25 protein-coding genes and 2 pseudogenes are annotated in these 24,321 nt (G+C 68.4%); 16 read left to right on the forward strand and 11 right to left on the reverse strand.

Going from position 1 to position 24,321, the window contains the following annotated elements; translation table 11 throughout:
* Positions 1-143: 143 nt before the first annotated feature.
* Positions 144-611, forward strand: a complete 468-nt coding sequence (locus HUN07_RS08000) for a hypothetical protein (protein WP_309473061.1) — start codon at positions 144-146, stop codon at positions 609-611.
* A 9-nt stretch (positions 612-620) separates the two neighbouring features.
* Here HUN07_RS08000 and HUN07_RS08005 read toward each other — a convergent pair whose 3' ends face one another.
* A complete protein-coding gene (locus HUN07_RS08005) occupies positions 621-2,198 on the reverse strand; it encodes an FMN-binding glutamate synthase family protein (protein WP_174908976.1) in 1,578 nt (525 codons plus the stop codon).
* A gap of 97 nt (positions 2,199-2,295) precedes the next feature.
* On the opposite strand from HUN07_RS08005, the gene HUN07_RS08010 reads away from it, so the two are divergent.
* The 3 genes from HUN07_RS08010 (at position 2,296) to HUN07_RS08020 (ending at position 5,007) form a co-directional block, all read left to right on the forward strand.
* Positions 2,296-2,727 (forward strand): MarR family winged helix-turn-helix transcriptional regulator, encoded by a 432-nt coding sequence (locus HUN07_RS08010; RefSeq protein ID WP_174908978.1) that lies wholly within the window; start codon positions 2,296-2,298, stop codon positions 2,725-2,727.
* Positions 2,728-2,803: 76 nt separating this feature from the next.
* Positions 2,804-3,259, forward strand: a complete 456-nt coding sequence (locus HUN07_RS08015) for a MarR family winged helix-turn-helix transcriptional regulator (protein WP_114718337.1) — start codon at positions 2,804-2,806, stop codon at positions 3,257-3,259.
* A gap of 71 nt (positions 3,260-3,330) precedes the next feature.
* Positions 3,331-5,007, forward strand: coding sequence for an MDR family MFS transporter (locus HUN07_RS08020; protein WP_114718338.1), 1,677 nt, complete (start codon positions 3,331-3,333; stop codon positions 5,005-5,007).
* Between the two features lie 13 nt (positions 5,008-5,020).
* Here the strand turns inward: HUN07_RS08020 and HUN07_RS26890 are convergent, their stop codons facing one another.
* On the reverse strand, positions 5,021-5,401 hold the full coding sequence (locus HUN07_RS26890) for a hypothetical protein (RefSeq protein WP_254622847.1): 381 nt from the start codon (positions 5,399-5,401) through the stop codon (positions 5,021-5,023).
* Between the two features lie 403 nt (positions 5,402-5,804).
* On the opposite strand from HUN07_RS26890, the gene HUN07_RS08030 reads away from it, so the two are divergent.
* The 5 genes from HUN07_RS08030 to HUN07_RS08050 all read left to right on the forward strand — a co-directional run bounded on the left by HUN07_RS08030 (position 5,805) and on the right by HUN07_RS08050 (position 10,578).
* Positions 5,805-6,392, forward strand: a complete 588-nt coding sequence (locus tag HUN07_RS08030) for a class I SAM-dependent methyltransferase (protein WP_174908980.1) — start codon at positions 5,805-5,807, stop codon at positions 6,390-6,392.
* A 63-nt stretch (positions 6,393-6,455) separates the two neighbouring features.
* Entirely contained in the window at positions 6,456-6,863 is a 408-nt protein-coding gene (locus HUN07_RS08035) for a CD225/dispanin family protein (RefSeq protein ID WP_174908982.1), read from the forward strand.
* Positions 6,864-6,934: 71 nt separating this feature from the next.
* A complete protein-coding gene (gene ychF, locus HUN07_RS08040; RefSeq protein ID WP_174908983.1) occupies positions 6,935-8,014 on the forward strand; it encodes a redox-regulated ATPase YchF in 1,080 nt (359 codons plus the stop codon).
* A 275-nt stretch (positions 8,015-8,289) separates the two neighbouring features.
* On the forward strand, positions 8,290-9,177 hold the full coding sequence (locus tag HUN07_RS08045) for an AurF N-oxygenase family protein (RefSeq protein ID WP_174908985.1): 888 nt from the start codon (positions 8,290-8,292) through the stop codon (positions 9,175-9,177).
* Positions 9,178-9,189: 12 nt separating this feature from the next.
* On the forward strand, positions 9,190-10,578 hold the full coding sequence (locus HUN07_RS08050) for an FAD-dependent oxidoreductase (RefSeq protein ID WP_174908987.1): 1,389 nt from the start codon (positions 9,190-9,192) through the stop codon (positions 10,576-10,578).
* A gap of 75 nt (positions 10,579-10,653) precedes the next feature.
* Here HUN07_RS08050 and HUN07_RS26895 read toward each other — a convergent pair.
* Positions 10,654-10,821 (reverse strand): annotated as a pseudogene (locus tag HUN07_RS26895) (pseudouridine synthase); the annotation flags it as partial.
* 144 nt (positions 10,822-10,965) lie between these two features.
* Here HUN07_RS26895 and HUN07_RS08055 point away from each other — a divergent pair.
* Positions 10,966-11,952: a glycoside hydrolase family 43 protein gene (locus HUN07_RS08055; protein WP_174908989.1), complete on the forward strand. Its 987-nt coding sequence runs from the start codon at positions 10,966-10,968 to the stop codon at positions 11,950-11,952.
* Positions 11,953-12,396: 444 nt separating this feature from the next.
* On the opposite strand, the gene HUN07_RS08060 is transcribed toward HUN07_RS08055, so the two are convergent.
* From HUN07_RS08060 to pdxR, 5 genes and pseudogenes are all read right to left on the reverse strand, one after another.
* Positions 12,397-12,738 (reverse strand): hypothetical protein, encoded by a 342-nt coding sequence (locus HUN07_RS08060; RefSeq protein WP_254622848.1) that lies wholly within the window; start codon positions 12,736-12,738, stop codon positions 12,397-12,399.
* 359 nt (positions 12,739-13,097) lie between these two features.
* Complete coding sequence (locus HUN07_RS08065; RefSeq protein ID WP_114718346.1) at positions 13,098-13,589, reverse strand: hypothetical protein; 492 nt, start codon at positions 13,587-13,589, stop codon at positions 13,098-13,100.
* Positions 13,590-13,786: 197 nt separating this feature from the next.
* Positions 13,787-14,746, reverse strand: coding sequence for a pseudouridine synthase (locus tag HUN07_RS08070; RefSeq protein ID WP_174914539.1), 960 nt, complete (start codon positions 14,744-14,746; stop codon positions 13,787-13,789).
* Between the two features lie 137 nt (positions 14,747-14,883).
* Complete coding sequence (locus HUN07_RS08075) at positions 14,884-15,354, reverse strand: hypothetical protein (RefSeq protein WP_114718348.1); 471 nt, start codon at positions 15,352-15,354, stop codon at positions 14,884-14,886.
* Positions 15,355-15,443: 89 nt separating this feature from the next.
* Positions 15,444-16,876, reverse strand: a pseudogene (pdxR, locus tag HUN07_RS08080) (MocR-like pyridoxine biosynthesis transcription factor PdxR).
* A gap of 80 nt (positions 16,877-16,956) precedes the next feature.
* Between pdxR and HUN07_RS08085 the strand changes: the two are divergent.
* Positions 16,957-17,592, forward strand: a complete 636-nt coding sequence (locus HUN07_RS08085) for a pyridoxamine 5'-phosphate oxidase family protein (RefSeq protein ID WP_174908991.1) — start codon at positions 16,957-16,959, stop codon at positions 17,590-17,592.
* Between the two features lie 178 nt (positions 17,593-17,770).
* Entirely contained in the window at positions 17,771-18,169 is a 399-nt protein-coding gene (locus HUN07_RS08090) for a hypothetical protein (protein WP_174907148.1), read from the forward strand.
* Between the two features lie 123 nt (positions 18,170-18,292).
* Here HUN07_RS08090 and HUN07_RS08095 read toward each other — a convergent pair whose 3' ends face one another.
* On the reverse strand, positions 18,293-18,562 hold the full coding sequence (locus HUN07_RS08095; RefSeq protein ID WP_114718351.1) for a GlsB/YeaQ/YmgE family stress response membrane protein: 270 nt from the start codon (positions 18,560-18,562) through the stop codon (positions 18,293-18,295).
* 389 nt (positions 18,563-18,951) lie between these two features.
* Between HUN07_RS08095 and HUN07_RS08100 the strand changes: the two genes are divergently transcribed.
* Genes HUN07_RS08100 through HUN07_RS08115 form a run of 4 tightly spaced genes read left to right on the forward strand, consistent with a single transcriptional unit; the run spans position 18,952 to position 22,593 of the window.
* Positions 18,952-19,962, forward strand: coding sequence for an ABC transporter substrate-binding protein (locus tag HUN07_RS08100; RefSeq protein ID WP_174908993.1), 1,011 nt, complete (start codon positions 18,952-18,954; stop codon positions 19,960-19,962).
* Positions 19,959-20,792 carry an ABC transporter permease gene (locus HUN07_RS08105; protein ID WP_174908995.1) on the forward strand — a complete coding sequence of 278 codons (834 nt, stop codon included), beginning with the start codon at positions 19,959-19,961 and terminating at the stop codon, positions 20,790-20,792. The genes HUN07_RS08100 and HUN07_RS08105 overlap by 4 nt, the downstream gene beginning before the upstream one ends.
* A complete protein-coding gene (locus HUN07_RS08110; protein WP_174908997.1) occupies positions 20,765-21,499 on the forward strand; it encodes an ABC transporter ATP-binding protein in 735 nt (244 codons plus the stop codon). Before HUN07_RS08105 ends, HUN07_RS08110 begins: the two co-directional genes overlap by 28 nt.
* The gene (locus tag HUN07_RS08115; protein ID WP_174908999.1) at positions 21,496-22,593 is read left to right on the forward strand and encodes an LLM class flavin-dependent oxidoreductase; all 1,098 of its coding nucleotides are present in this window, start codon (positions 21,496-21,498) and stop codon (positions 22,591-22,593) included. The genes HUN07_RS08110 and HUN07_RS08115 overlap by 4 nt, the downstream gene beginning before the upstream one ends.
* 62 nt (positions 22,594-22,655) lie before the next feature.
* Here HUN07_RS08115 and HUN07_RS08120 read toward each other — a convergent pair whose 3' ends face one another.
* Together HUN07_RS08120 and HUN07_RS08125 are read right to left on the reverse strand one after the other, a co-directional pair.
* Positions 22,656-23,327 (reverse strand): hypothetical protein, encoded by a 672-nt coding sequence (locus tag HUN07_RS08120; RefSeq protein ID WP_114718356.1) that lies wholly within the window; start codon positions 23,325-23,327, stop codon positions 22,656-22,658.
* Positions 23,328-23,398: 71 nt separating this feature from the next.
* Complete coding sequence (locus HUN07_RS08125; RefSeq protein ID WP_174909001.1) at positions 23,399-24,316, reverse strand: carboxymuconolactone decarboxylase family protein; 918 nt, start codon at positions 24,314-24,316, stop codon at positions 23,399-23,401.
* Between the last annotated feature and the right edge of the window lie 5 nt (positions 24,317-24,321).

Genomic DNA, 24,321 nt, shown 5'->3' on the forward strand with positions numbered 1-24,321 from the left:
ACAGGTCGAGGGTCCTTCCGGCGGACGGTGATGGTCGACGTTGAATCTACGCATTTCTCCCGGAGTGGGCTCGAGTAATCGATCCGGTCACGACGCGGTGAAACCCGGAGTTCGCCGCCGGAACCGTCCGTAGGATCCGGCGCATGGGGAGAATCTGGAAAACCACGGGCAAGACCACAGCCACGATTGTCGCCGCAACCACAGCCGTGTTCGTGATCACCGCGTGCAGCAACGACGGCGGCACATCCCAGGAAACCAAGGAGAAGATCAGCTCCGCCGCCACGTCGGAGCCTGGACCGGGCGAGGCGCTGCGCTCGAGCATCGAGTCGACCGCGTCGAGCGCGGTATCGGGCATCAGCGGTGCCTGGGACCAGGCGAAGCTGACCGCGTTCACCGCCACGTTCCGGACGGCCTACCCGAACCTGTCGAGCGACCGCGACGACGAGTCGATCGAGTCGATCGTCAAGGAGACGTGTACGGCCATCGACTCGGGCGCGAGCGACCAGGATCTGGTGGCGAAGGTCACCGAGGTCGCGACCAACGACGGCACCGTCCCGACCGAGGATCAGGCCAACCGGATCCTGCAGATCGTCCGGCCCGCCTGCCCGTAGACCCGCCGATCAGAACCGGGACGGGTCAGCGGTGCGCCAGTCGCGCCGCCAGGACTCGCGGGCGTGGTCGAGCAGTTCCTTCGGCTCGAGCCAGTCGTAGAGCTCGTCGTACGTGCGGGTGGTGACGCCGTCGACCCGGCGGTGCAGCATCGACGGGTCCAGCTCGTCGAAGCCGTCGAGGCCCATCGACGCGACCATCTGCTGGGCGCTGGCGACGGTCGCCTTCTGGAACCGATAGACCCGCGCCGTCTTGTCGGGCACGTCGAGAGCCTGTGCCCGGGCCGGATCCTGGGTGGCGACGCCGACCGGACACCGGTTGGTGTGGCAGCTCTGCGCCTGGATGCAACCGACCGCGAACATCATCGCGCGGGCCGCGAGGGTGAAGTCCGCGCCCTGGATGATGCGCTTGACGATGTCGGATCCGCTGGCGACCTTCCCGGAGGCGCCGATCTTGATGCGGTCGCGCAGGCCGACGCCGACGAGCGCGTTGTGCACCAGCATGAGCCCCTCGGTGAGCGGCATGCCCATGTTGTCCTCGAACTCGACGGGGCCGGCGCCGGTGCCGCCCTCGGAGCCGTCGACGATCACGAAGTCCGGCGTGACGCCGCGCGCGAGCATGGCCTTGCAGATCGCGAGGAACTCGACGCGCGACCCCACGCAGAGTTTGAAGCCGACGGGCTTGCCGCCGGAGAGCGTGCGCAGACGCACGACGAAGTCGATCAGCTCGTGCGGTGTGCCGAACTCGCGATGCGCGGGCGGTGAGATCACCGTCTGCCCGATCGGGACGCCGCGGGCCTCGGAGATCTCGGCGGTCACCTTGGTGCCGGGCAGGACACCGCCGAGACCGGGCTTGGCGCCCTGCGAGAGCTTGATCGAGATCGCCTTGACCTGGTCGTCGGCGGCCTTGGCGGCGAACTGTTCGGGATCGAATCGGCCGTCGGGGGTGCGGCATCCGAAGTAGCCGGACGCGATCTCCCAGATCAGATCGCCGCGGTGCTTGCGGTGGTGGCGGCTGATGCTGCCTTCGCCGGTGTCGTGCGCGAACCCGCCGCGTGCGGCGCCGGCGTTGAGTGCCTCGATCGCGTTCGCCGACAGCGACCCGAAGCTCATCGCCGAAACGTTGAGCAGCGCGATGTCGTACGGGCGGCCGCAGTCGGGGCCGCCGATGCGCACCGAGGGCGTGGCCGCGGGTGCGGTCCGGGCGCGCAGCGAGTGCGTCATGAATTCGTAGCCGATCGCGTGCACGTCCCGCTCGGTGCCGAACGGCTCCTCGTCCAACGTGCCCTTCGCGCGCTGGTACACCAGATCTCGCGTCTCGCGGTCGAACGGTGTTCCGCCGGTGGGCGTTTCGATGAAGTACTGCTGAATTTCGGGGCGGATGTGTTCCATGAGGAAGCGCATGTGGCCGAGGATGGGGTAGTTGCGCAGCACATTGTGGCGCCGCTGCAACAGATCCCACGTCCCGACGAGCGCGAGTGCAACCAACGGAACCGTGGCGACGAGCCACCATGGCGAGAAGACTGTGGACGCGACCGCCGCGGCCGCAGCGAGGACCCAGACACCGACGACGATCGACCAACGGACCATGCGGCGATGGTAGGCGCCGGACGCGCGCCGTACCCTGTCGGGCGTTGCGGTCGGTGTGTCCACCGGCACCGGTCGACACGAAGGGATGCCCACGAACATGAGCACGGATCCGATCACCGAGCTGGAGGCCGAGCTGGTCGACATGTGGCGGCGTGGACGGATTCAATCACGTGCGCAGGCCCGTGCGATCCATCCGAAACTCGACCCGGCCTGCTATCCGCTGCTCGTGATCCTCACCCGCGCCGACGCGGTCCCGATGTCGGATCTGGTCGCCGAGCTCGGGGTCGAGAAGTCGACGCTGACCCGTCAGATCGACGCTCTCGTCCGCCTCGGCCTGGCCGAGCGCCGGCCGGATCCGCAGGACGCCCGCGCCCGGCTGGTCGCGCTCACCGATCCCGGGCGCGGCAGGCTCACCGAATCGCGGGAGGCCGTCATCGCGCGGTGGCACGAGCGGCTGTCGCGATGGGATCCCGAGGACGTCCGTCAGCTCGCGACGCTGCTGCGGCGCCTGGGCGACTGCTCCGACTGAAGCACCACTCGAATATTAGTTGCGCGATACAACCATTAGCTCTATAGTTGTACTACTCAACTAATTGGGAGGGGTCATGGTCGCCACGGATACGGCGGACGCGCTGCTCGACAGTCTGCGCGATCTCGTGCGTCGTGGTCGTGAGGTCTCCGCCTCGCTGGCCCGCGAATCCGACGGCGACATGCTCACCGAGCCGATGGGGGCGGTGCTGTCGCACGTCGCCACCGGTCAGGGGAGACGCTGCAACGTGCTCGCCGAGCGGATGCGGATCACTCCCTCGACGTTGAGTCGGCACATCGCCCATGCGGAGGATCTCGGCTACCTGATGCGAGTTCCCGATCCCGCCGATCGCCGGGCCACCCTGCCCGCGTTGACCGACGAGGGGGAAGCGGTTCTACGTCGGCACCGCGAACGGCAGAGGGAATGGTTGCTGGCCTCGATCTCGGACTGGACCGACGGCGAGGCGCAACAGCTCGTGGACGGGCTCACGCGTTTGCGTATGTCGGTCCCGGACGCGATCTCGACACTTTGACGTCGAGTTATTCAATTCACTTTTTACGCAACTGTTTTCGGGGTCACTCGAACAACTCGTGAGGTTTCTGCATGAGCACATCTGCCACCCGGGACACCGGGACATTCGATCCGTCATCCGATTCGCCGATGACCCACAAGCAGCGCATCCAGGCGCTCGTGGGCCTGCTGCTCGGCATGTTCGTCGCCTTCCTGTCGTCGACGATCGTCTCGAACGCGCTGCCGACGATCATCACCGATCTGCACGGCACGCAGGACCAGTACACCTGGGTCGTCACCGCGACGCTGCTGGCCTCCACGGCCACCACCCCGATCTGGGGCAAGTTCTCCGACCTGGTCAGCAAGAAGCTCCTGGTCCAGCTTGCGATCGCGATCTTCACGATCGGGTCGATGCTGGCCGGTCTGTCGCAGTCCGTCGGCATGCTCATCGGATTCCGTGTGATCCAGGGCATCGGACTCGGCGGTCTCCAGGCGCTGGTCGTCATCGTGATCGCGAGCATGTTCAGCCCGCGTGAGCGTGGCCGCTACCAGGGCCCGATCGCTGCCGTGATGTCCGTCGCGACGGTCGCCGGGCCGCTGATCGGTGGCGTCATCGTCGACACCAGTTGGCTGGGCTGGCGCTGGACGTTCTTCGTCGGCGTCCCGCTCGCGGTGATCGCGTTGGTCTTCGTCCAGCGCACCCTCAACCTGCCCGTGGTCCGCAAGGACGTCAGCATCGACTACCTCGGTGCGGTGCTGATCGCGTCGGGCGTGAGCACCCTGCTGATCTGGGTGACGCTGGCAGGCAAGAACTTCGACTGGGCGTCGGGAGTGTCGTACGGCCTCGTCGCGCTCGGTGTGGTGCTGCTCGGGCTCGCGGTCTTCGCCGAGTCCAAGGCGAAGGATCCGATCATCCCGCTGCGGCTGTTCCGTGACCGCACCACCGCCCTCGCAACCCTCGCGAGCGTCGCGGTCGGCATCGCCCTCTTCGGTGGCGCGGTGTTCCTGGGCCAGTACTTCCAGATCGCGCGCGGTTACTCGCCGACGGCGGCCGGTCTGCTGACGCTGCCGATGGTCATCGGTTCGATGGTCTCGTCCGCGGTGTCGGGTTCGCTCATCACCAAGTTCGGCCGTTGGAAGGGCTTCATCGTCGGCGGCTCGATCATGATGACGGTCGGCTTCTTCCTGCTCTCGACGATCGACCACCAGACCAACATGGTGCTGCTGGGCAGCTTCCTGTTCGTGTTGGGCGTCGGCATGGGCATGACGATGCAGAACCTGGTGCTGGCGGTGCAGAACACCGTGAGCCCGGAGGATCTCGGTTCGGCCAGTTCGACCGTCGGGTTCTTCCGCTCGCTCGGCGGCGCGGCCGGCGTCTCCGTCCTCGGCGCGGTGCTGTCGAGCCATGTCGCCGACCTCACCACCAAGGGCCTGGCGGCGGTCGGCATCGACGTCGGTGCGGGCGGCGGCTCCGGAGCGGGACTGTCGAACCTCAACGAGCTGCCCGGTCCCGTCGCGGACATCGTCCGCGGCTCCTACGGTGATGCAACCGCGCGGATCTTCCTGATCTCCGGCATCGTCTCGCTGCTCAGCCTCGCCGCGGTCCTGTTCATCAAGGAGGTCGCGCTGCGCACCTTCAGCGCCGACGACCAGCGCCGGGCCGAGGCGGACGGCGACGACATCGACGCCGAGCTCGCCGAGATCGTCCAGGGCGACCCCGTCCTGGTGGACCCGCTCCCTGTGAAGCCCGGCGACCCCGGAAAGCAGTAGGAGCAGGTCCGACTCACCCAGAGGGTGGCGTGGGCAGCGGATTCACCGAATCGCTGTCCCACGTCACCCTTTGTGTGTCGAGGACCGGCAGCGCCTCGACGTCGGGGCACTCCAGGACCGCACGGATGCACGCGGCGCTGCCGCCGACGTAGGTGCTCATGAGGTCCACGTCGGTCGCGACGCACCACGCCCGGTCATCGGGCCACCACAGGCTCGCGCCGTGGCCGAAGGACGAGAACCGTGCGTCGGCCGCGGCGAGCGGTCCCCGGAACACGATCATCGGTCGTGCCGGCATCACGAGCCGTTCGATTCCGGGCGGGACGTCCAGCACGTTGAGGATCTCGCACAGCGCGAACCGGCACGCGTCCGGCGAGTTGGTGAAGCCGGCGAGCACCGCTGCCAGCGCGTGGGCCTGCGGCGCCGGAAACGATCCGATATCGGGGTCGTCGTCCCACAGGCCGGGCTGGCCCGTCCAGATCCCAGGACCCGACGATCGACCCCCACTCCATCACCGGATGCGCGACGGTGCCGTTCGCCGCCGCGACGTCGTGCCACCGCACCGGGATTTGGTCGTCGTACCCCGGTCCGGTGTGGAGGGTGGCGGGGTGGAAGATTCGCCCGTACGCCTCGAACACCGGTGGCACCAGTGAGCCGACGTCGTACTCGAAGTTCCGGACGGCGTCCGTGATCCAACGACCCGAGTCGGCGTCGGTGCACATCGTCAGCCCGCGGACTCGCCAGTCGCCGTCGTCGAGGTCGGTCATCGGGCCAGGATCACACGGAATAGGCTCGTCGGCATGGCCGACACCCGCTGGCAGCGTGAACGATCCGCGTCCGACTCCCGTCAGTACATCGAGCGCTTCGCGCAGCTCGAGGCCGAGGGCACGGACCTGCACGGGGAAGCCCGTGCCGTCGATGCGATGCTGCCACGTGGCGCGCGTGTGCTCGACGCCGGTTGCGGCACAGGGCGACTCGGTGCCGAACTGGCGAGGCGAGGACACCGCGTGACGGCCGTCGACTTGGATCCGATCCTCGTGGCGGAGGCCCGGAAGCATTCGGAACTCACCGTGCACGAGGCCGATCTGGCGACGCTCGACCTGCCGGGGGAGCGGTTCGACGCCGTCGTCGCGGCCGGCAACGTGCTGATCTTCGTCGCCCGCGGTACCGAGCGCCGGGTGGTCCAGCGGCTCGCCGACCACCTCGTGCCCGGCGGCATCCTGGTGACGGGCTTCGCGACCGACTACGAGTACACGGTGGACGAGTTCGACGCCGACCTCGCCGCCGCGGGCCTGGTCCGGGAGCACCGCTTCGCGACGTGGGATCTGCGGCCGTGGCGCGACGGCGCCGGTTGGGCCGTAACCGTCGCCCGCAAACCTGGGGACTGACCGACTCGTCGGTTTCGGTTACGGTCTCTGCCGACACACCGTCGTCAGACCCAGGGGGATCCCATGGCCGAGCCGACCTACAACCCGGGCCCGAGCTCGCAGTTCGGGGGCGCGCCGGGCTACCCGCAGCAGCCGTACCCGTCCGCGCCGCAGTATCCGGTGCCGCCGGTCCCCGGCCAGTACGGCGGGCAGCCGCCGCTGCCGCCGTCGAACGCCGGTTGGGCCGTCGCGGCGCTCATCTTCTTCTGGCCGGTCGCGTTCTCGGCGTTCGGACACCTGCACGACATCTTCCCGAAGTGGTCGATGGGCGACTACCAGGGAGCGCAGTACGCGTCGGACCGCGTCAAGGCGCTCGGCAAGATCGCGCTGTGCATCGCCGCCGGCCTCATCGTGCTGTACGTGATCTTCATCATCATCCTGATCGCGGTCACCGCGAACGACGTCAGCTCCGGCTACTCGTACAACTACTGACCCACCCGGTGGTCGGCCGAAGCGTGGCCGACCACCGCCGCGGTGCCGGGACGCCGTAGAATCCCTATACCGTGAGCCTTACCCTCGGAATCGTCGGCCTCCCCAACGTCGGCAAGTCGACCCTTTTCAACGCGCTGACCAACAACGATGTGCTGGCCGCGAACTACCCGTTCGCCACCATCGAGCCCAACGTCGGGCTGGTCGAGCTGCCGGACGAGCGGCTGAAGAAGCTGGCCGAGATCTTCGGTTCCGAGCGCATCCTGCCCGCCACAGTGTCGTTCGTCGACATCGCCGGCATCGTCAAGGGCGCCTCCGAGGGCGCGGGCCTGGGCAACAAGTTCCTCGCCAACATCCGCGAGGCCGACGCCATCTGCCAGGTGGTCCGCGTCTTCGCCGACGACGACGTGGTCCATGTCGACGGTCGCGTCGATCCGGCGTCGGACATCGAGGTGATCGAGACCGAGCTCGTCATCGCCGACATGCAGACCTTGGAGAAGGCGCTCCCGCGTCTGGACAAGGAAGCGCGCAAGAACAAGGAACTCAAGGCGCAGCACGACGAGGCGCTCAAGGCTCAAGCGTTCCTCGACGAGGGCAAGACGCTGTTCAGCGTCAAGGACAAGCTCGACTTCTCGCTGCTGCGTGAGCTGAGCCTGCTCACCACCAAGCCTTTCCTGTACGTCTTCAACGCCGACGAGGCCGTCCTCACCGACGAGGCCAGGGTCGCCGAGCTGCGCGCCTCCGTCGCGCCCGCCGACGCCGTATTCCTCGACGCCAAGGTGGAGCAGGAACTGCTCGAGCTGGACGAGGAAGATCGCCAGGAGATGCTCGACTCCATCGGTCAGTCCGAGCCCGGCCTGCACGCCCTCGCCCGCACCGGATTCCACACCCTCGGCCTGCAGACCTACCTCACCGCCGGTCCCAAGGAAGCGCGCGCCTGGACCATCCACAAGGGCGACACCGCCCCGCAGGCCGCCGGCGTCATCCACACAGACTTCGAGCGCGGCTTCATCAAGGCCGAGATCGTGTCGTTCGACGACCTCGTCGAGACCGGATCCATGAACGCCGCCAAGGCCGCCGGCAAGGTGCGCATGGAAGGCAAGGACTACGTCATGCAGGACGGCGACGTCGTGGAGTTCCGCTTCAACGTCTAGATCCACTGGTCAGAGGCTTGATTTCACTCCTCGGTACGCACTGGAACCCGCAGGGCTCGGAACATTTCGTTCCGCGGCCCTGCGGGTTCTGTCGTCTGCATGTGTGTGAGCCGGGTTACGCTCGGCCGGCGGGTGTCGACGGTGAAGAGCCGTCGGTGTTCGAAGGACCGCTCCGCCGCGACAGCGCGCCGAACGTGTGGTTCCATGCCCGTACGCGAGGAAGCCCGGGAACCCCCGTGTCCACACCGGCACGGTGATCGGAGGAGTCGGACACGATGGCAGGTTCCGAAAGCGACGCGATATTCGAGACCCTGTTGGAATCTGCCAAGCGACTGTCGTTCGATTCGAGGAGTCCGTTCGTGTACCGGCCCGAACCCGGCGACGACGAACGCCACGGCATGACGCCGCAGTGGTCACCGCTCTACGGAACCCCGCTGTGGGACGGCATGTCCGAGGAGGAGCGCGTCCGGCTGACCAGGAGCGAGGTCGCGCAGTTCCTGGGCATCGGCATCTGGCTCGAAGTGGGTTTGCAGGTGGCTTTGCTGAGGGCGAGCCACAGCGCGGATCCGGGACGCCCGGACATCAAGTTCCTCTTCAACGAATGCGCGGACGAGAACCTACATTCGTTGATGTTCGCCAACGCCATCGAGAGCATCGGATCCCACTTCTATCCGCGCGACCGGATGCTGGACTTCTTCGGTTGGCTGTTCCGCCACGTCGTGTGGGACGAAGTCGCGTACGGAATCGTCCTCGCCGGCGAGGAGATCTTCGACGTCATGCAACGTGACTGGATGAACAGTGACGACGTCGCGGCACCCATCCGCCGGTCCGCCTACATTCACGTCGTCGAAGAGTCCCGGCACATGGCGTTCGCGCGTCGGAAGATCCGCGATCGATTGGTCGGACGCTCCCGCTTCCGGCGATTTGTCAGCACCATGATCATCGCGGCAGGAATGCACCTCGTCGCGAGAAGCCTGATCAATCGCCGGGTGTACGACGAGCTCGGCCTCGACTGGGATGTCGTGAAGGCGAACATCGACGGCAACGAACACCATCGGATGATGTTCCGGAGGGCAGCGGAACCGTTCGTGGAGTTCCTGAGCAGAGAAGGGCTGCTGAATTCCGGCGCTCGATGGATCTATCGAAAGTCGAACCTTCTCTGACTAGGAGTTGTCGTGGCCCACGTCATCCTGGGACATTGCTGTAAGGACGCCTCGTGTGTGCGGGTGTGCCCGCAGAACTGCATCCATCCCGCCCCCGGCGAGGACGGCTACGCGTTCACCGAGACGCTCTACATCGACCCCGACTCGTGCATCGACTGCACCGCATGCGTCGAGGCATGTCCGGCCTCGGCCATCAAATCCGAGCACGCGCTGACCTCGACCGAACTCCCGTACGCCGCCCGCAACAGGGAGTACTTCGTGCAGACCCCCGCCGCACCGCGCTCCCGCCCGCACGCGGTCTTCGAGCTGCCACTGGCCGGCCCGCGCGACCGACTCGAGGTTGCCATCGTGGGATCGGGTGCTGCCGCGATGTACACCGTCCGCGAACTCCTGCAGCGATCGTCGTCGATCCGTGTCACCGTCTACGAGCAGTACGACACGGTCGGGGGCCTGTTGCGTCGGGGTGTGTCCCCGGACCATGTCGGCGTGCGCGAGATGATCCGACTGTTCGACGTGCCCTTCGGCGACGACCGCGTCACGATCGTTCCCGGAACCGAAGTCGGCGTGGATATCTCGATCGAAGAGCTTCGGCGGGGATTCGATGCCGTGATCCTCGCCTGCGGGGCCTCGCAGCCGCGTCAGATCGGCTCCTCCGGTGCCGGTGCCGAGATCCACCAGGCCATCGACATTCTGGTTGCCGAGAACTGCGGCACATCCCCGCCGCCCGCACCTGCCGGACCCCGATGCGTCGTGATCGGCGCGGGCAACGTCGCCTTCGACGTCGTCCGCTGGGTCGCGAAGACCCGCGACCGGGTGGCCGCGAGCGAACAGCTCCGCGAACTGGTGATCCTGTCGCGGTCGGCCCCGGACGGCGCCGCCTTCACTCCGTCGGCGTTCTACGAGCTTCTCGACCTCGAGCCCACCGAGGTCCTGATCGACCGCGCCGGCAGCGCACCCCGCGCCGCCGCGGACAGCCCGCTGCTGCACGCGTTGTCGCACCTGCCCTCAACCGATGTCCGCGCCGTGCCCGCCGCGGCGACCGGCGCTGCGGGGCCCCTGCGCATCGTCCTGTCGTTCGGACAGGAAGTGGCCGACCTGGCGAAGACCGAGCACGGCGCCGTCGCGGTCACTACGAACGCCGGCCGGACCTTCCACACCAACTCGGCGATCTGCGCCACCGGATTCACCACCAAACCGATCGACGGCGTCCCGCTCGGCACCCGCGGTGTCGTGCCCAACCGTCGCGGACAGGTGATCTCCCACGAGAGCGGCGATCCCCTCGAGGGGCTGTACGTCGTCGGCTGGGCGAAGCGAGGCGCGTCCGGCGGCGTCGGCGACAACCGCACCTGCGCGGCCGAAACCGTCACACAACTCGCCGCGGACCTCCGCTCACGGGTGTGACGTAACGGCGACGTCAATCTCCGAACTCGACGAGCGCCTCACTCAACGTCCGTCAGGTGACGAACCACCGCGGCACCAACTGTCGCCGAGGATTCCGACGCCGGACGCTGCCAGGTACACGCGAAGCTGGTGCATTCGTCCGGCGTGCGGGCGCAGGATCGTGTGCAGCACAGCACGTCCCGAGGCGCTCACGCCGGTGCCACACACCTCGATCAGCGTCTCGGAGCTGGGTTCGCGGGAGTCGACGTGCGGGATGTCCTCGTGGAATGGCGCCGGTTTCCTCCTATGTGGGCCACTCGCTCGTGTTCGGCAGAGCGGCGTCGCCGCGTCGTCGGTAACGATCTGCTAAGGCCTGTGGCCGAAGCTGGGCGTGGTGCGCCTGCTGTCATGGATGCTGCAGAGGTGACATTCGCCAAGCGAAGCTGTTCCGCCCTATGGGTGGTGATGCTGTGTGTCGCAGGCTTGTTGGTCGCGGCGTCGGGGAGCAGCGGGGCCGCACCGCCGCCGGGTTGGCGATACACGATGGTGGCGTTCAGTAACACCAGTGACCACGACATGGATGTGTTCGAGTCGGGGGACGGCTCCCAGTTCCAGCTCGTCCAACCGTCGGCGTATCGGCCCCCGTCAGGACTTGTGCGTGACCCGAGCATCTTCCGGAACGCGGACGGGCTGTACTACGTCACGTACACGACGGGCGGCGGGGCGAGTATCGGCTTCGCGCGCAGCAGTGACCGCGTCAACTGGACGCACATGGGCAACCTTCCGGTCCCGTTCTGCTGCGCCCTCATGCCGGGGACGGGAGACGGCACGGGTTCGGCGAGCCCGCCCGGCTCCTCCGGGTCGGCGGGGTCGGCCGACGGGCCGTCGCTGTCGCCGTTCGTCAGCAAGGCGTGGGCGCCTGAATGGTTCGTGGACGGCGACCGCGTCAACGTCATCCTGTCGATGTCGACCGGTGGGGGATTCGTGCCGTATCTGATGTCGGCGCTGGAACCCTCGCTCCGGCAGTGGAGCCTGCCCGTTCCTCTCGCCGGGATCGGAGCCGACCACATCGACACCACCGTGGTCAAGGTTGGATCGACATATCATGCGTTCACCAAGAACGAGACGACCAAGGTCATCGAGCACGCGGTCGCCTCGTCGGTGACCGGTCCCTACTCCTTCGTCCCACCCGGAAACTGGGGCACGCTGGTGGAGGGCCCAGCCGTCGTCCAGCTGCCGAACGGTGCCTGGAGGATCTACCTCGACGCCTACACCGAAGGAAAGTATCTTTATTCCGACAGCACGGATGGTCTGAGTACCTGGTCGCCCGTGCAAGAGCTTCCAGGTTCTTCCGGGAAGGTGCGCCACATCAGTGTGATGCGAGAGCCGGTATGACACCGACCCGATGACAGGCGCTCCGGGTCCTCCACCGGCAGATCGCGGTAGTACCAGGTGAACTGGTGCGCACCCGATGCCGTGCCGCGGCGGGGGGCGCTCCGACCGACGATCCCGGCATCGCGGCGGTGGCAGCGTCAATCGGACCGGACGGGTCGATACCCGAGATCCGATCGGCCTCGCCCGTCAACGATGTAGCGAGTGAACGCAATGCGTCGGTATCGACACCCAGCTGATCTCCCAAGGAAATTCTCCCCGTCCTTCTGCCCCGAGCGGCGGTACCGGCCGCGGCCCGGTCCGGGGCTCACAGCGGAGCCCTGTGTGGTTTGACGCACGCAGGCGGTGAACGGTTCTCTCACGATTGCTGCGGGTTGGTGCCCCCTGTTCGGTCGTGGTCCGACGGAAAGGCGACAGTCGGTTTGCGCGGGGGATGACCACGCAACTCTAGGGAACACTGATGGTTCCGAATCCTGGGTTGACCTGAACCTGGAAGCCTCCCGGGGCGACGACCGAGTCGGTGTCGGCTGTTGCGGTCAGGGTGCCGCTGCCGGTGACCGCAGTGGCCGGGGTGTATCGGCACCATTCGTCCGCGGCGACGGGGCGGCTGTAGTCGACGGGCGTTCGGCGAAGCGCCGTGGTTCCGGTAGCGCCCGTGGTCAGATTCAGCCACCTCACCGACACGTCGGGGCAGGCGTAGGCCGTGCCGAAACTCTCGCGGAGAAGGTTGCCTCGCCGAGTCCACTGGTGGTTGCCGACGGCGTGACGGTCGTCAGCGTTGGTAGGCAAACCCAGGCAGTGAGTGTGCATGCTGTGCCGAACCTGGCCGGAACCTGGAACTCCGTTGTCGTCGCTGGGGGCGGCTGCGGTTCGGCCGACGCCATGGCCGGGGTGCCGAGCGCACCGAGGACGGCCATCGATGCGACGGCACCGGCGACGACCGGTCTAGGAAGCTGGACACAGCGCAAGGCGTGAACCTCCGAAGCGGAACCTGTCCCGACCTGCCGCGGTGTCAGAGTAGCTCGGGAACAGCCTGTGGCGGAACGGATGCCGTGGATTCCCGGTACGTCCGTTGCCTGGTGTCCTCACGGCGGCCGGCTGCGAGCCGGCCGCCTGAGCTGTTCGCGTTTCTGCGATCAGGAGCCGGTCTATTCGTTCGCGAGTGATCCGTTGATGATGGAACCGGTGGCGAGGGAACCGCCGAGCGACCCTGCCGCAGAACCGACCTCGAGAGACCCGACCAGAGGGTCGACCAGGGAGCCGACGTCGAGCGAGCCGAACAGGGAATGGAGAAAGCCGCCGTCCAGCTGGGTATCTTGCGTCCACTCGCCGCACCCGGAGGTGATGAACACGTCGTCGGTTTCTTCGATCTTCACCGTGGTCGGGCCCTTGGTCTTACCGGACGCGATCGGTTCCATGCGGAGCGTTTTCATGGTTCCGCGTACCCAGGTGCAGGTCTGGCCCCCGTCGACGAGTGCGCCTTCGGTGGAGTAGATGCCGGGTCGGATGTCCTTGTTCACGTAATACATCCCAGTCCCTTCGGGGATGGTCTTGGATGCTGCGGAGGCGATTCCCGTGCCTCCGAGGATGATTCCGACCGATGCTGCTGCGACGACGCCGGCAGCGATGGACTTGCGCATTCCGTCTTCTTCCTGAGGTTCCGTGGTGGGTCCCGGCGACTGTAGTGGGCAGTGCCGACCTGTCGGGCGGGTTTGAACACATGTCCTGACGACGCGCTCGCCGAGCGGTGCGCCGCTCGCTCTGCTCGGTCCGACGCAGGTCGGACGTGAATGGTTCCATCACGATTGCTGCGGGTGGTGACAGACGGTGCCGCGTGTCAACGCCCCGACGCGGGCGCCTCATCCAACGTCCGGCGGGTGACGAACCGCCGCGGCAGCCCCGACAGCGGATCGGTGAATTCCAGTTCCCGGGCGAGCAGTTGGAGTGGGAGGGCATGATCGTCCGGCGCCTCGGGCAGCAGTTCGGGATACCAACTGTCGCCCAGGATCCCTATGCCGAGCGCTGCCAGATGCACCCGCAATTGGTGCATCCTTCCGGTGTGCGGGCGCAGGATCGTGTGCAGCACAGCGCGTCCGGAGGCGCTCGAGCCGGCGCCACGTACCTCGATCAGCGTCTCGGAGTTGGGCTCGCGGGAGTCGTCGACGACGACCCGTAGCTCGCCGCGCCGCGCCTCGATGTGGCTGCGGTAGACGACGGGAACGGCGCGCCCGGCGAGCGCCGGTGCGTCCGGGTCCCACCCGGGCGGTAGCGCCGACACCGCCTCGTAGACCTTCACGACCCGCCGCTTCTCGAACAGTGACTGGTAGGCGCCGCGCGTCGCGGGGCGCGCCGAGAACATCACCAGGCCGGCGGTCGCGCGGTCGAGTCGATGGATCGGCGTCAGGTCCGGGTTGTCGAGGCGGGTCCGCAACCGGACGAGCGCGGACTCGCGCAGGTAGCGCCCGCCCGGGGTGGTCGGGAGGAAGTGCGGCTTGTCGATCACGACGAGGTCGTCGTCGACGTGCAGGATCTCCTCGTGGAACGGCACCGGTTCCTCCACCGGCAGGTCGCGGTAGTACCAGACGAACCGATGCGCGCTCAGCGTCGTTCCGCGACCGATCGGACGGCCGTCGGCGCCCACGATCTCGCCGGCGTCGAACCTCCGGTACAGGTCGTCGGCGTCCAGGTGGTCGAACCTCGCGACGACGTAGTCCGCGATCGTCACCCACGGCCCGGACGTCGGGACGCGCAGCCGCGTCGGTCCGACCCCGTTCTTGACGGGTAGCGGGGAGGGCATCGGCACCCGCTCATCATCCCACCGGCTGATCGCTCGGCCGCGCCGCGGGTCGCGACGAGGCACCCCACGACGGGCGGTTGCTGCGACAACGGCCGAGAGACGACCGCAGTAACCGCCCGTCGTCGTTGCCGCGTGTCTCAGTGCGCCGGGCGGGGGGATGCAGGAGGGCCCTGGTGTCCTCCTCCGAACGGGTGTTTCCAGCTGCGCTCGCCATCGGTGTGGGCGCTGTCGGGGGCGGCGGGGGCTTCCGCGGTGGTGTCCGCCGCGGCGTGACGGGCGGTGGTTGTCTGCGTCCCGGTGGCGGCGAGTTGGTCGCGTTCCTGGGTGAGTGCCGCCTCGTTGCGGCGCGATTGCTCCAACTCGTTGCGTGCGGCCCGTCCTCGTCTGGAGGCGCGCCGGGCACCCGTGAGTACGAGGCCGAGCCCCAGGAAGCCGACCGCCCCGACGACGATTCCACAGAGGAACAGGGCGCCGGTGGATCCGGTCACGTGGTAGCCGAGCACCGAGAAGTCGTCGGTCAAGGCGTGCTCGACGCCCCCGTTGGAGAGGACGCCGGCAACACCGACGACCACTGCCGCGATGAGAATGATCAGGCCGATGACGATCATGGCAACTCCAGGTGGGCGAGAAGGGTCCGTCCGGGTGGGAGTACCCGTTCCGGGCTCGCCTCACACCTGGACTGCTCAGTTCGGTTGCGTCAGCCGACGTGCTGCCGCACGACGTCCGCGATGGCCGTAGCGACCCTGTCCGCCTGGGTTTCCGGAAGGCACGCGTAACCGCAGACCAGGCCACGGGGACCGTCCGGGTCGGCGCGCAACGACGAGAGCGGCGGCAGGGTGATGCCGCGACCGCGGAGGGCCGACGCGATCGCGGTGTCGTCGGTGTCGTCGGGGAGCCTGAGCACCAGGTGCAGTCCCGCCTCGACGCCGACCAGTCGGGCATCGGTGCAGTGGCGCTTCAGCGCGCCGACCAGCGCGCCCCGGCGGGCGGCGTAGGTGCGGGACGCCCTGGCAAGGTGTCGGGTCAGGGCGCCCGACTCGATGAACCGGGCGAACGCGAGTCCGGTTACGGTACAGACGCTCTCGCCGCTTAACGCGAGCGCCTCGGCGACCGGCTAGCGAAGCCCCCGCGGCGGCAGCAGCCAGGTCAGGCGCAGCGAGGGCGTGAGCACCTTCGAGGCCGTACCGATGTAGGCGACGCAGTCGCGTCCACCGTCCAGGCTGCGCAGTGCGGGCAGGGCGGACACGTCGTAGCGGAACTCGCCGTCGTAGTCGTCCTCGATGAGCAGCCTGCCGGCCTCGGTTGCCCACGCGACGAGTCGGGCGCGCCGAGGAGCGGGGAGACGCGCACCGATCGGATACTGATGCGCAGGAGTGCAGTACACGGCCGCGTCGGAGTCACGCAGTGATCCGGGATCGAGGCCGTCGGCGTCGACATCGACGGAACGCGTTCGGGCGCCGGACATCTGGAGCACCCGGCGTGCCTCGACATAGCCGGGTTCCTCGAAGGCGACGTCACGTCCGGCGCGCCCGGCCGCCGCGGTGACGGCGCGCAGTGCGGAAGTCACGCCCGGCACGATGATCAAATCATCTGGCTCCGAGACGATTCCGCGGGTGCGGCGCAGGTGCCCGGACAGGGCGAGCCGGAGCTCGGCGTGCCCGTCGGGGCCCGCCGGCGCGGACGCGACGGGTGCCGCGGCGGCCGCCCGCCACGCGCGGCGCCAGTCGGTGGTCGAGATCAGGGCGGTGTCGGGGTGGCCCGGGGTGAGATTCCATATCGGCGGGGTCTGCCGTGGCGCGCGAGGCGGCGCGGTCGCCGGCGTAGCCGTGGGGACGTGCGGCGCGGCGCCCGCGGAGGCCGCGGTGTCGGCGCCGTCGGCAATCCGGGTGCCGGAACCCGGCCGCGCTACGACGTAGCCGGCCGCCGCGAGTTCGTCGTACGCGTCGACGACGGAAGCCCTGGCCACGGCGAGTTCCGCGGCGAGTGTGCGGGTCGACGGGAGCGCGTCCCCGGGCTGAGCCTGCCGAGCCGGATCTGCTCGACGATCGCCTCCGCAATGCGATGTCGCAGTGGGGAGGTGCTGACGGGCAGTCGCAACGCAAGGTGCATGTCGGGGGAGATGCGGGACACGACGGTCAGGATAGTGGTCTGCCTGTTCGATGCAGTTCTGGACCTACTGGGTAGTCCGGAAATCGTGGACGATTCGTTGCATGGATCGGATCAGGAGATACCCAGAACTCGCCGGCGACCACCGGCGCGATCTCGACGCGGTGCTCGACGCGGCAGCGGTCGGCACCCTCGCGACGGCCGTGGACGGACTGCCGTGGGTTGTGCCCATGCTCTACGCACGCGACAGTGACCGCATCGTGTTGCACGGATCGACGGGTGCCGGGGCGCTGCGGCAGGTCGCGGCGGGTGCGCCTGCCGCGTTCTCCGTCACGATGCTCGACGGGATCGTGGTGGCGGACACCCTGTTCGACTCCACGGCCAACTACCGGTCGGTCGTGGTCCGCGGGTGCCTCACCGACTTCAGTGGAGACGATGCGGTGCACGCCCTGGACCTGATGTCCGACTCGCTGATCCCCGGTCGCAGTTCGGAGGTGCGGACTCACACGAAGAAGGAACTCGCGGCGACCCTGGCGATGGCCCTGCCCATCGAACCCGGATGCTGGACGGTGAGGGTGCGGGACGCGCCACCGCCCGAACCGTCCATGGATTCCGTCGGATGGGCGGGCGTGGTTCCGCTGCGGACGTCGGCGTGCGAACCGATCCCGGCACCGTGGGTGGGCGCGGACATGCCGGCACCCGAGTCGGTCCGGCGTCTGGTCGCGAACGGGAGCCCCTAGGCGCTCGATCGGGCGGTTGTCGGAACAGACGTCGAGTGACGATCCCGACAATCGCCCGTTCGGCGTCGAATCCGGGCGGTGGTCGCGCCCGCACGGCGTATGCTCGCGCAGCACAGGACGGGTCGGCGGCGCAGGCTCCATCGCGTGGCTGGCCCGATGTGCGATGTGAGGGGACTCGATGGAAAACGTCACGAATCCTTCTGTGGTTGAAGACGGCCCGGGCCGGGTCCTGGTGCGCAGCGAGTTCGCCCCGTTGCACACGGTGGCGGTGTCCCGATCGCAGTTCGGTGCCCCGGACGCGATGATCGAAGGCTGTCTGCGCTTGCCGCACCGCCGGCTCGAGGTGCTGGCCAGCCGAGAGATCCTCGCGGACAGGGCGCTCGGAGGCCGCTGCATCTATGTGGGCGCTACCGCAGCCGGCCGTGCCGGACGGTGCGGCCGACGACCTCGGAGCAGGGCCGTTCCTTGGGGGGCGATCGCGGGATATGGCGTCACCGTCGAGTACGTCGACTTCGCGGTTACCCGCAGCTTCGGCGGGGCGTTCCGGTGCACGACGCAGGTGCTTCACCGGGAATGAACTACCGACCCGAGGCGTCTCCCCGATAACCCAGAGCTCGAGCCGCTTCCAGACGCTCAACGGGTGGTTACTGCGACAACGGCCGAGAGCCGATCGCAGTAACCACCCGTTCTCCGCTGTGAGTCAGTTGGCCGACGACGCGGCCCGGGTCTTCCACCACGACCAGGCGGCCGTGACGATGATGGCGCCGGCGAGGGAGCCGATGATGCCGCTGGGGCGCAGTGCGAGTCCGTCACCGGCGAGGAGGCTGATGACCAGGCCGCCTACCAACGAACCGCCGAGGCCGGCGGCGCAGGCCAGAGCCCAGTCGATTCCGTTCCTGGATCTGCCCATGATGAGCTGGGCGACGACGCCGACAAGCAACCCGAACAGGATGATCCCGATGATCAGCATGGCGGGAGTATAGGCAGCCATATCCGGCGGATTCTCTGTTTTGTCGCAAAGACACGGTCTCCCGATGGCAACAATCGCGGCGGGTATCGAACTGGAGTGATTCAAACTCTTGAACCGCCTGCACAGGCGGGGGCCGGCCGTCGGTGACCGCCCGGGAGCCGTTGACGACCGCAGCGGTGGGGCACAGGATTCGCGGCATGACATTCAGCGTCGACACCCGGGCACACCGGCACGCCGTTCCGGCCTGCTGCGTGGCCGCCCCCTGTCCGCGCTCCTGTTGATGTCGCCGGCCCTCGGGAACTAGGGGCCGTCACTCTGCTCGCCCGCCGGTCGTCCACGACCGCTCGGGATCGTCTGTGCACTCCCCACGTACGTATCGGAGGTTTTCCATGCGTCGTTCGACGCGTCTACGCTTCTCCCTGACCGCCGCCGCGGTCATCGCATCCCTCGCTCTGACCGCCTGCAGCAGTTCCAGTGCCTCGGAACCGTCTGCCACGGCCGGAAACCCGCGGTCCGATGTCACCCTCCGGATCGGTGACCAGGTCAAGAGCACGCAGTCGCTCCTCGAGGCGGCCGGCGAGCTGGACGGCCTCGACTACGGCATCGAGTGGTCCACGTTCGAGGCGGGACCGCCGCTACTGGAAGCGCTGGGCGCCAACAAGATCGACGCCGGTGGCACGGGCGACGTGCCGCCGGTGTTCGCCCAGGCCACCGGGAATTCCGGCCGTATCGTCGCGGTGCAAGCGCGGACCGGCGCCAACGACTTCCTGCTGGTGCCCGCGAACTCGACCGCGTCGTCCATCGCCGACCTGAAGGGCAAGAAGATCGCGGTCACGCAGGGCTCGAGCTCGCACGGCCTCGTCCTCGGCCTGCTCGATCAGGCGAACCTGCCGGTATCGGACTTTCAGTTCCAGTTCCTCAGCCCTGCAGATGCATTGAGCGCGTTCACCTCCGGCCAGGTCGACGCATGGGCGGTGTGGAACCCCTACGCGACCATCGGCACGAACACCGCCGGCGCCGAGGTGATCGCCGACGGCAGTGAGGTCACAACCGGCCAGTCCTACTTCTCGGCCGCGTCGGAGGCCTTGGCGGACCCGGCGAAGTCGGCGGCGCTGGCCGACTTCTTCCAGCGGTTGTCCCGCGCCCAGGTGTGGGCCGACGCGCACCCGGAGGCGTGGGTGCCGATCTTCGCGAAGCTGACCAAGCTCCCGCAGGACGTTGCCGCGGCGTCGTTCGACACGTCGAAGGGCTCCTACGTTCCGATCGACGACCAGCGCATCGCGAAGCAGCAGAAGCTGATCGACCTGTTCGCCTCGGCGGGACTGCTGAAGCAGGCTCCCGTCGCCGGTGAGTACTTCGACGCCCGGTTCAACCCGCAGATCGAGGAGGGCAGGAAATGACCGCGGTCCTGACGAAGAATGTCGTGACCGTCGCCGCAGCGGATACGGCCGCGCCGACGCGCCGACGCCGTTCGTGGACGCCGCTGCTGCGACTGATCTCCCCGCTGGTACTGCTGGTGCTGTGGCAGGTGCTCAGCAGCGCCGGAGTGGTGTCGGACAAGACGATTGCCTCGCCGGCGCAGGTGATCTCGGCGGCCGCGGAACTGTGGTCGGACGGCAGCCTGGAGGACGCACTCGCCGTGTCGGTGCAGCGGGTGCTCCTCGGTGTCGTGCTCGGGGTTGCGCTCGCCGTCGTGCTCGGCGTGCTCGCCGGGTTCTCCCGGATCGTCGAACTCGCCATCGATCCGCCCATCCAGATGCTGCGGACGGTGCCGTTCCTCGGGCTGATCCCGCTGTTCATCATCTGGTTCGGGATCGGCGAGGAGCCCAAGGTGCTCCTGGTGGCGCTCGGGGTGATGTTCCCGCTGTATCTCAACCTGTTCGCCGGCATCCGGAGCATCGACGGCAAGCTGATCGAGGCCGCGGAGACGCTGGGGCTCAGCAGGTTCCAGCTCGCGGTCCATGTGGTTCTGCCCGGGTCACTGCCGCAGGCGCTCACCGGGCTGCGGCTGTCCCTCGGCGTCGCGTGGCTGGCGCTGATCGTCGCCGAACAGATCAACGCGGACGCCGGGCTCGGGTATCTCGTCAACAACGCCCGCATCTACTTCCGCATCGACATCGTCATCTTCGGCCTGCTCGTGTACGCGTTCCTCGGTCTCGCAACCGACGCGATCGTGCGGGCCCTCGAAGGGAGGCTCCTGACATGGCGCAAGACGTACCAGGGGGCGTGAGCGACGCCGTCGTCACCGCCCGCGGCGTGCGACGCATTTTCGGCTCCGACGTCGTCCTCGACGGCATCGACCTGACCCTGCGCCGCGGCGAGATCGTCGCGCTCGTAGGACGCAGCGGCTCGGGCAAGTCGACGCTGCTGAGGACCGTCGCCGGGCTCGACCTCGGACACGACGGCAGCATCGACGTCGACGGTTCGGTGGCCGTCGCGTTCCAGGAGCCGCGGTTGCTTCCGTGGAAACGGGTGCACCGCAACGTCTCGCTCGGACTGCCGGGTGCCGACGGCAGGCAGCGCGCGGTCGATGCCCTCGCGGAGGTGAACCTCGCGCACCGTGTCGACGCGTGGCCGCTGACGCTCTCCGGCGGCGAGGCCCAGCGGGTGTCGTTGGCTCGGGCCCTCGTCCGCGAGCCCGAGCTGCTGCTCCTCGACGAACCGTTCGGTGCGCTGGACGCGCTGACCCGAATCACCGCCTACGAGTTACTGATCCGGTTGTGGAAGCGGCGCGGCTTCGCGGTCCTGCTCGTCACCCACGACGTGGAGGAGGCGGTGCTGCTCGCGGACCGGGTGCTCGTCCTCGACGGCGGCCGGATCGCCCACGACGTCGCGGTCTCGGCGCCCCGCCCTCGGCTGCGTGCCGACCCCGACGTGGTCGGCCTGCGCAGCACAGTTCTCACTCATCTCGGCGTTCTCGAAGGGATTCCCGCATGACTCTGCATTTCCATTGGTACCTGCCCACCTCCGGGGACGGGCGGGAGGTGATCGGCGCGCTCGACCCGCAGGAGGCCGCGGGGCGCGCGTCTGCGTTTCGTCCGCCGTCGCTCGACTACCTGTCCCTGGTCGCCAGGACTGCGGAGCAGTTGGGTTTCGAAGCGGTGCTCACGCCGACCGGCACGTGGTGCTCTGATGCGTGGATCACGACCGCGGCGCTCATCCGGGAGACCCGCACGCTCAAGTTCCTCGTCGCGTTCCGGCCCGGGTTGATCACCCCGACGCTGGCCGCGCAGCAGGCCGCGGCGTTCCAGCAGTTGTCCGGCGGTCGGTTGCTGCTCAACATCGTCACGGGCGGTGACGCGGAGGAGCAGCGCCGGTTCGGCGACTTCCTCACCAAGGCGGAGCGCTACCAGCGGACGGGGGAGTTCCTCGAGATCGTCCGCGGTGCGTGGAGTGGGACGCCGTTCGACTTCGCGGGTACCCACTACACAGTCGAGGGTGCGGCGGCACTCCCCACGCCGTCGCCGGCGCCGGGGATCTTCTTCGGTGGGGCCAGCGAGCCTGCCCTGGACGTCGCCGCCCGGCACGTCGACACCTACCTCACCTGGACCGAGCCGCCTGCGAGGGTGGGCGCCCTGATCGACGACGTCCGCCGCCGCGCCGCGCTGCACGGACGGACCCTGAGCTTCGGGATCCGCGCGCACGTGATCGCCCGCGACACCTCGGAGGAGGCGTGGGCCGAAGCACACAAGCTGGTCGAGCGAATGAATCCCGCGCAGATCGAGCTGGCACGGAACCGCCTGGCGCAGAGCGAGTCCGAAGGCCAACGACGTCAGCTCGGCCTGAGTGCCGATCTGCGCAACCTCGAGGTGTACCCGGGGCTGTGGGCCGGGTACGGGCTGGTCCGCGGCGGCGCCGGAACCGCTCTCGTCGGCAGCCACGCGGAGGTGGCGTCGCTGATCCAGGAGTACGCGGCGGTGGGCGTCGAGCACTTCGTGCTGTCCGGTCAGCCGCACATCGAGGAGGCGTACTGGTTCGGTGAGGGGGTGCGTCCGATCCTGTCGCGGCAGGGGGTGCTGCAGGTCGCGTGATCGGTGCACGGCCGAGGACCGGGCGCCACTTCACGTGGCGCGCGGATCCGCGGACTCGGTGATCACACCATCTCGGGCACGTGCAGGTGGGCGATCGCGAGCTCGAACTCGCACACCTCCAGCACCTCGGCTCGGGCCTCACTCAGGGTTGCGTTCCGGATGGTCTCGCCCTGCTCGCGGCTGGCCGCCATCTGCTCGACGCTGTCGAAGGTCACCGAGGACACCGCGCGTCCGGCCGCATGGTCGGCCATCAGACTCGCGCTGCAGAACCCGTCGACCTCGCCCAGCGCGGGCAATGCCGCCAGCTTGTAGACGTCGACAGCGCGCGCCATCGTGCCCGGCTCCACCTTGAACCAGGCCGCGCGGACGCACGCGCCGTGGTGGGACGGATGATCGCGGTGCAGGACCTCGATGTCCCACCGCTCGACGTGCCAGGTGCCGTGGAAGACCTCGGCGGCCCGATCGCGAAGCTGCATGACGGGCCCCTCGCTCTGGCGGAGAGCGTCCTCGTCCATCCACGAACTGGTGGCGATGCAGCGCCCGGAGTCCCGGTCGACCAGCAGCGACAGTCCGGCGCAGCCTTCGATGTCGGCGAGTTCCGGCATCACGGTGTCGCGGACGTGCTTGATGCCGGCGTCGATGAACGAGGGATGCGCCTGGATAGTTGTAGAACGTGCGTACACGATCCACCTCTTTCTGCTCGAGGTGGCGCCCGGGGGCGCCACCGGCCCCATTCCTTACCCCACCTTCCTCCCGCGCGCGGGGCATGGCAATGGCCGGTCAGCGCCGTGCGGTAACCGGTCTCTCAGCCGGGCAGCGCCAGGCCGAAGTCCACCGAGCCGTCGGGGTTGACGTCGTAGATCTCGACACCGTCGGTGATGTTGGCCTGATCGGTCCCCGTCGACACCGCGATCTTGTTGCACGAGTTGCGCATCGTGTCGAGCACCAACTCCACCGCCTCGGCGGGTGAGAAGTGTTCGCGCACAGCCGCGATCGCCTGCGGATCGAGATGGCCGGGCTGCCAGGTCAGCCCCTCGGCGAGGCCCAGCCCCGCCTTGTGGCGCGGGGACAGCCCGCCGCTGCGGTAGTCGTCGATCTCGGCGTAGACGGCTTCGTCGCCGCCCGCCAGCAGTGCGGTGCGGTTGCGCAGGGACTTGCACAGCCGGCAGTTGTGCTGGCGGGCCTGGTACAGGCGCACGACCTCGGTGGTCACCGGGTCGAGTTCGCGGAGCCGGGCGACGTCGACCAGCGTGCGCTGGATCAGCGGCCACGGTTCACCCTCGGTGGCCCACTCGATCGGGATGCCCCAGTCGGCGTCGGCGCCCTCGAACAGCGCGTCGAGTCCGGCGCGGACGCGCGGCACCCAGTCGGCGACGTAGAGCGACTGCACGAAGGTGCCGGTCCGGTCGCCGAGCGCCGACGCGAGCGCGCCCCGCATGGCGTCGTCGATCATGGACACGTCGGCGCTGAACTGCTCGGCGAACTCGAGCGGCACCTGGGTGGTCCCGTCGGCGTTCGCGGGTGCGGAGGTCACGGGCGGCGCGGGCAGCGGCGGGAGTGACAGCGTCCGCCCGCACACCTCGCGGGCCCGCGCGACGACGGAGCCGTCGCCGATGGGTGGGACGAGGGCGACCAGACGGTCGAGCGTGGACGCAACCTCGGGAGCGTGGCGTCGCAGGGCGGCGGCTCCGTGATCGCGAGACCAGTCGTCGTGTCCTGTCATGCCTA

Source organism: Rhodococcus sp. W8901 (assembly GCF_013348805.1).
In the GTDB taxonomy this organism is placed as follows: Bacteria; Actinomycetota; Actinomycetes; order Mycobacteriales; family Mycobacteriaceae; genus Prescottella.

What these genes read in the sequence shown, in the direction of transcription:
- HUN07_RS08020 (WP_114718338.1), top strand. Translation starts at nt 3,331, where the DNA reads ATGAGCACATCTGCCACCCGGGACACCGGGACATTCGATCCGTCATCC.
- HUN07_RS08000 (WP_309473061.1), top strand. Translation starts at nt 144, where the DNA reads ATGGGGAGAATCTGGAAAACCACGGGCAAGACCACAGCCACGATTGTC.
- HUN07_RS08085 (WP_174908991.1), top strand. Translation starts at nt 16,957, where the DNA reads ATGGATCGGATCAGGAGATACCCAGAACTCGCCGGCGACCACCGGCGC.
- HUN07_RS08125 (WP_174909001.1), bottom strand. Translation starts at nt 24,316, where the DNA reads ATGACAGGACACGACGACTGGTCTCGCGATCACGGAGCCGCCGCCCTG.
- HUN07_RS08010 (WP_174908978.1), top strand. Translation starts at nt 2,296, where the DNA reads ATGAGCACGGATCCGATCACCGAGCTGGAGGCCGAGCTGGTCGACATG.
- HUN07_RS08090 (WP_174907148.1), top strand. Translation starts at nt 17,771, where the DNA reads ATGGAAAACGTCACGAATCCTTCTGTGGTTGAAGACGGCCCGGGCCGG.
- HUN07_RS08100 (WP_174908993.1), top strand. Translation starts at nt 18,952, where the DNA reads ATGCGTCGTTCGACGCGTCTACGCTTCTCCCTGACCGCCGCCGCGGTC.
- HUN07_RS08015 (WP_114718337.1), top strand. Translation starts at nt 2,804, where the DNA reads ATGGTCGCCACGGATACGGCGGACGCGCTGCTCGACAGTCTGCGCGAT.
- HUN07_RS08095 (WP_114718351.1), bottom strand. Translation starts at nt 18,562, where the DNA reads ATGCTGATCATCGGGATCATCCTGTTCGGGTTGCTTGTCGGCGTCGTC.
- HUN07_RS08120 (WP_114718356.1), bottom strand. Translation starts at nt 23,327, where the DNA reads ATGGGGCCGGTGGCGCCCCCGGGCGCCACCTCGAGCAGAAAGAGGTGG.
- HUN07_RS08110 (WP_174908997.1), top strand. Translation starts at nt 20,765, where the DNA reads ATGGCGCAAGACGTACCAGGGGGCGTGAGCGACGCCGTCGTCACCGCC.
- HUN07_RS08075 (WP_114718348.1), bottom strand. Translation starts at nt 15,354, where the DNA reads ATGATCGTCATCGGCCTGATCATTCTCATCGCGGCAGTGGTCGTCGGT.
- HUN07_RS08055 (WP_174908989.1), top strand. Translation starts at nt 10,966, where the DNA reads ATGGATGCTGCAGAGGTGACATTCGCCAAGCGAAGCTGTTCCGCCCTA.
- HUN07_RS08065 (WP_114718346.1), bottom strand. Translation starts at nt 13,589, where the DNA reads ATGCGCAAGTCCATCGCTGCCGGCGTCGTCGCAGCAGCATCGGTCGGA.
- HUN07_RS08105 (WP_174908995.1), top strand. Translation starts at nt 19,959, where the DNA reads ATGACCGCGGTCCTGACGAAGAATGTCGTGACCGTCGCCGCAGCGGAT.
- HUN07_RS08035 (WP_174908982.1), top strand. Translation starts at nt 6,456, where the DNA reads ATGGCCGAGCCGACCTACAACCCGGGCCCGAGCTCGCAGTTCGGGGGC.
- HUN07_RS08005 (WP_174908976.1), bottom strand. Translation starts at nt 2,198, where the DNA reads ATGGTCCGTTGGTCGATCGTCGTCGGTGTCTGGGTCCTCGCTGCGGCC.
- HUN07_RS08045 (WP_174908985.1), top strand. Translation starts at nt 8,290, where the DNA reads ATGGCAGGTTCCGAAAGCGACGCGATATTCGAGACCCTGTTGGAATCT.
- HUN07_RS08115 (WP_174908999.1), top strand. Translation starts at nt 21,496, where the DNA reads ATGACTCTGCATTTCCATTGGTACCTGCCCACCTCCGGGGACGGGCGG.
- HUN07_RS08030 (WP_174908980.1), top strand. Translation starts at nt 5,805, where the DNA reads ATGGCCGACACCCGCTGGCAGCGTGAACGATCCGCGTCCGACTCCCGT.
- HUN07_RS08070 (WP_174914539.1), bottom strand. Translation starts at nt 14,746, where the DNA reads ATGCCCTCCCCGCTACCCGTCAAGAACGGGGTCGGACCGACGCGGCTG.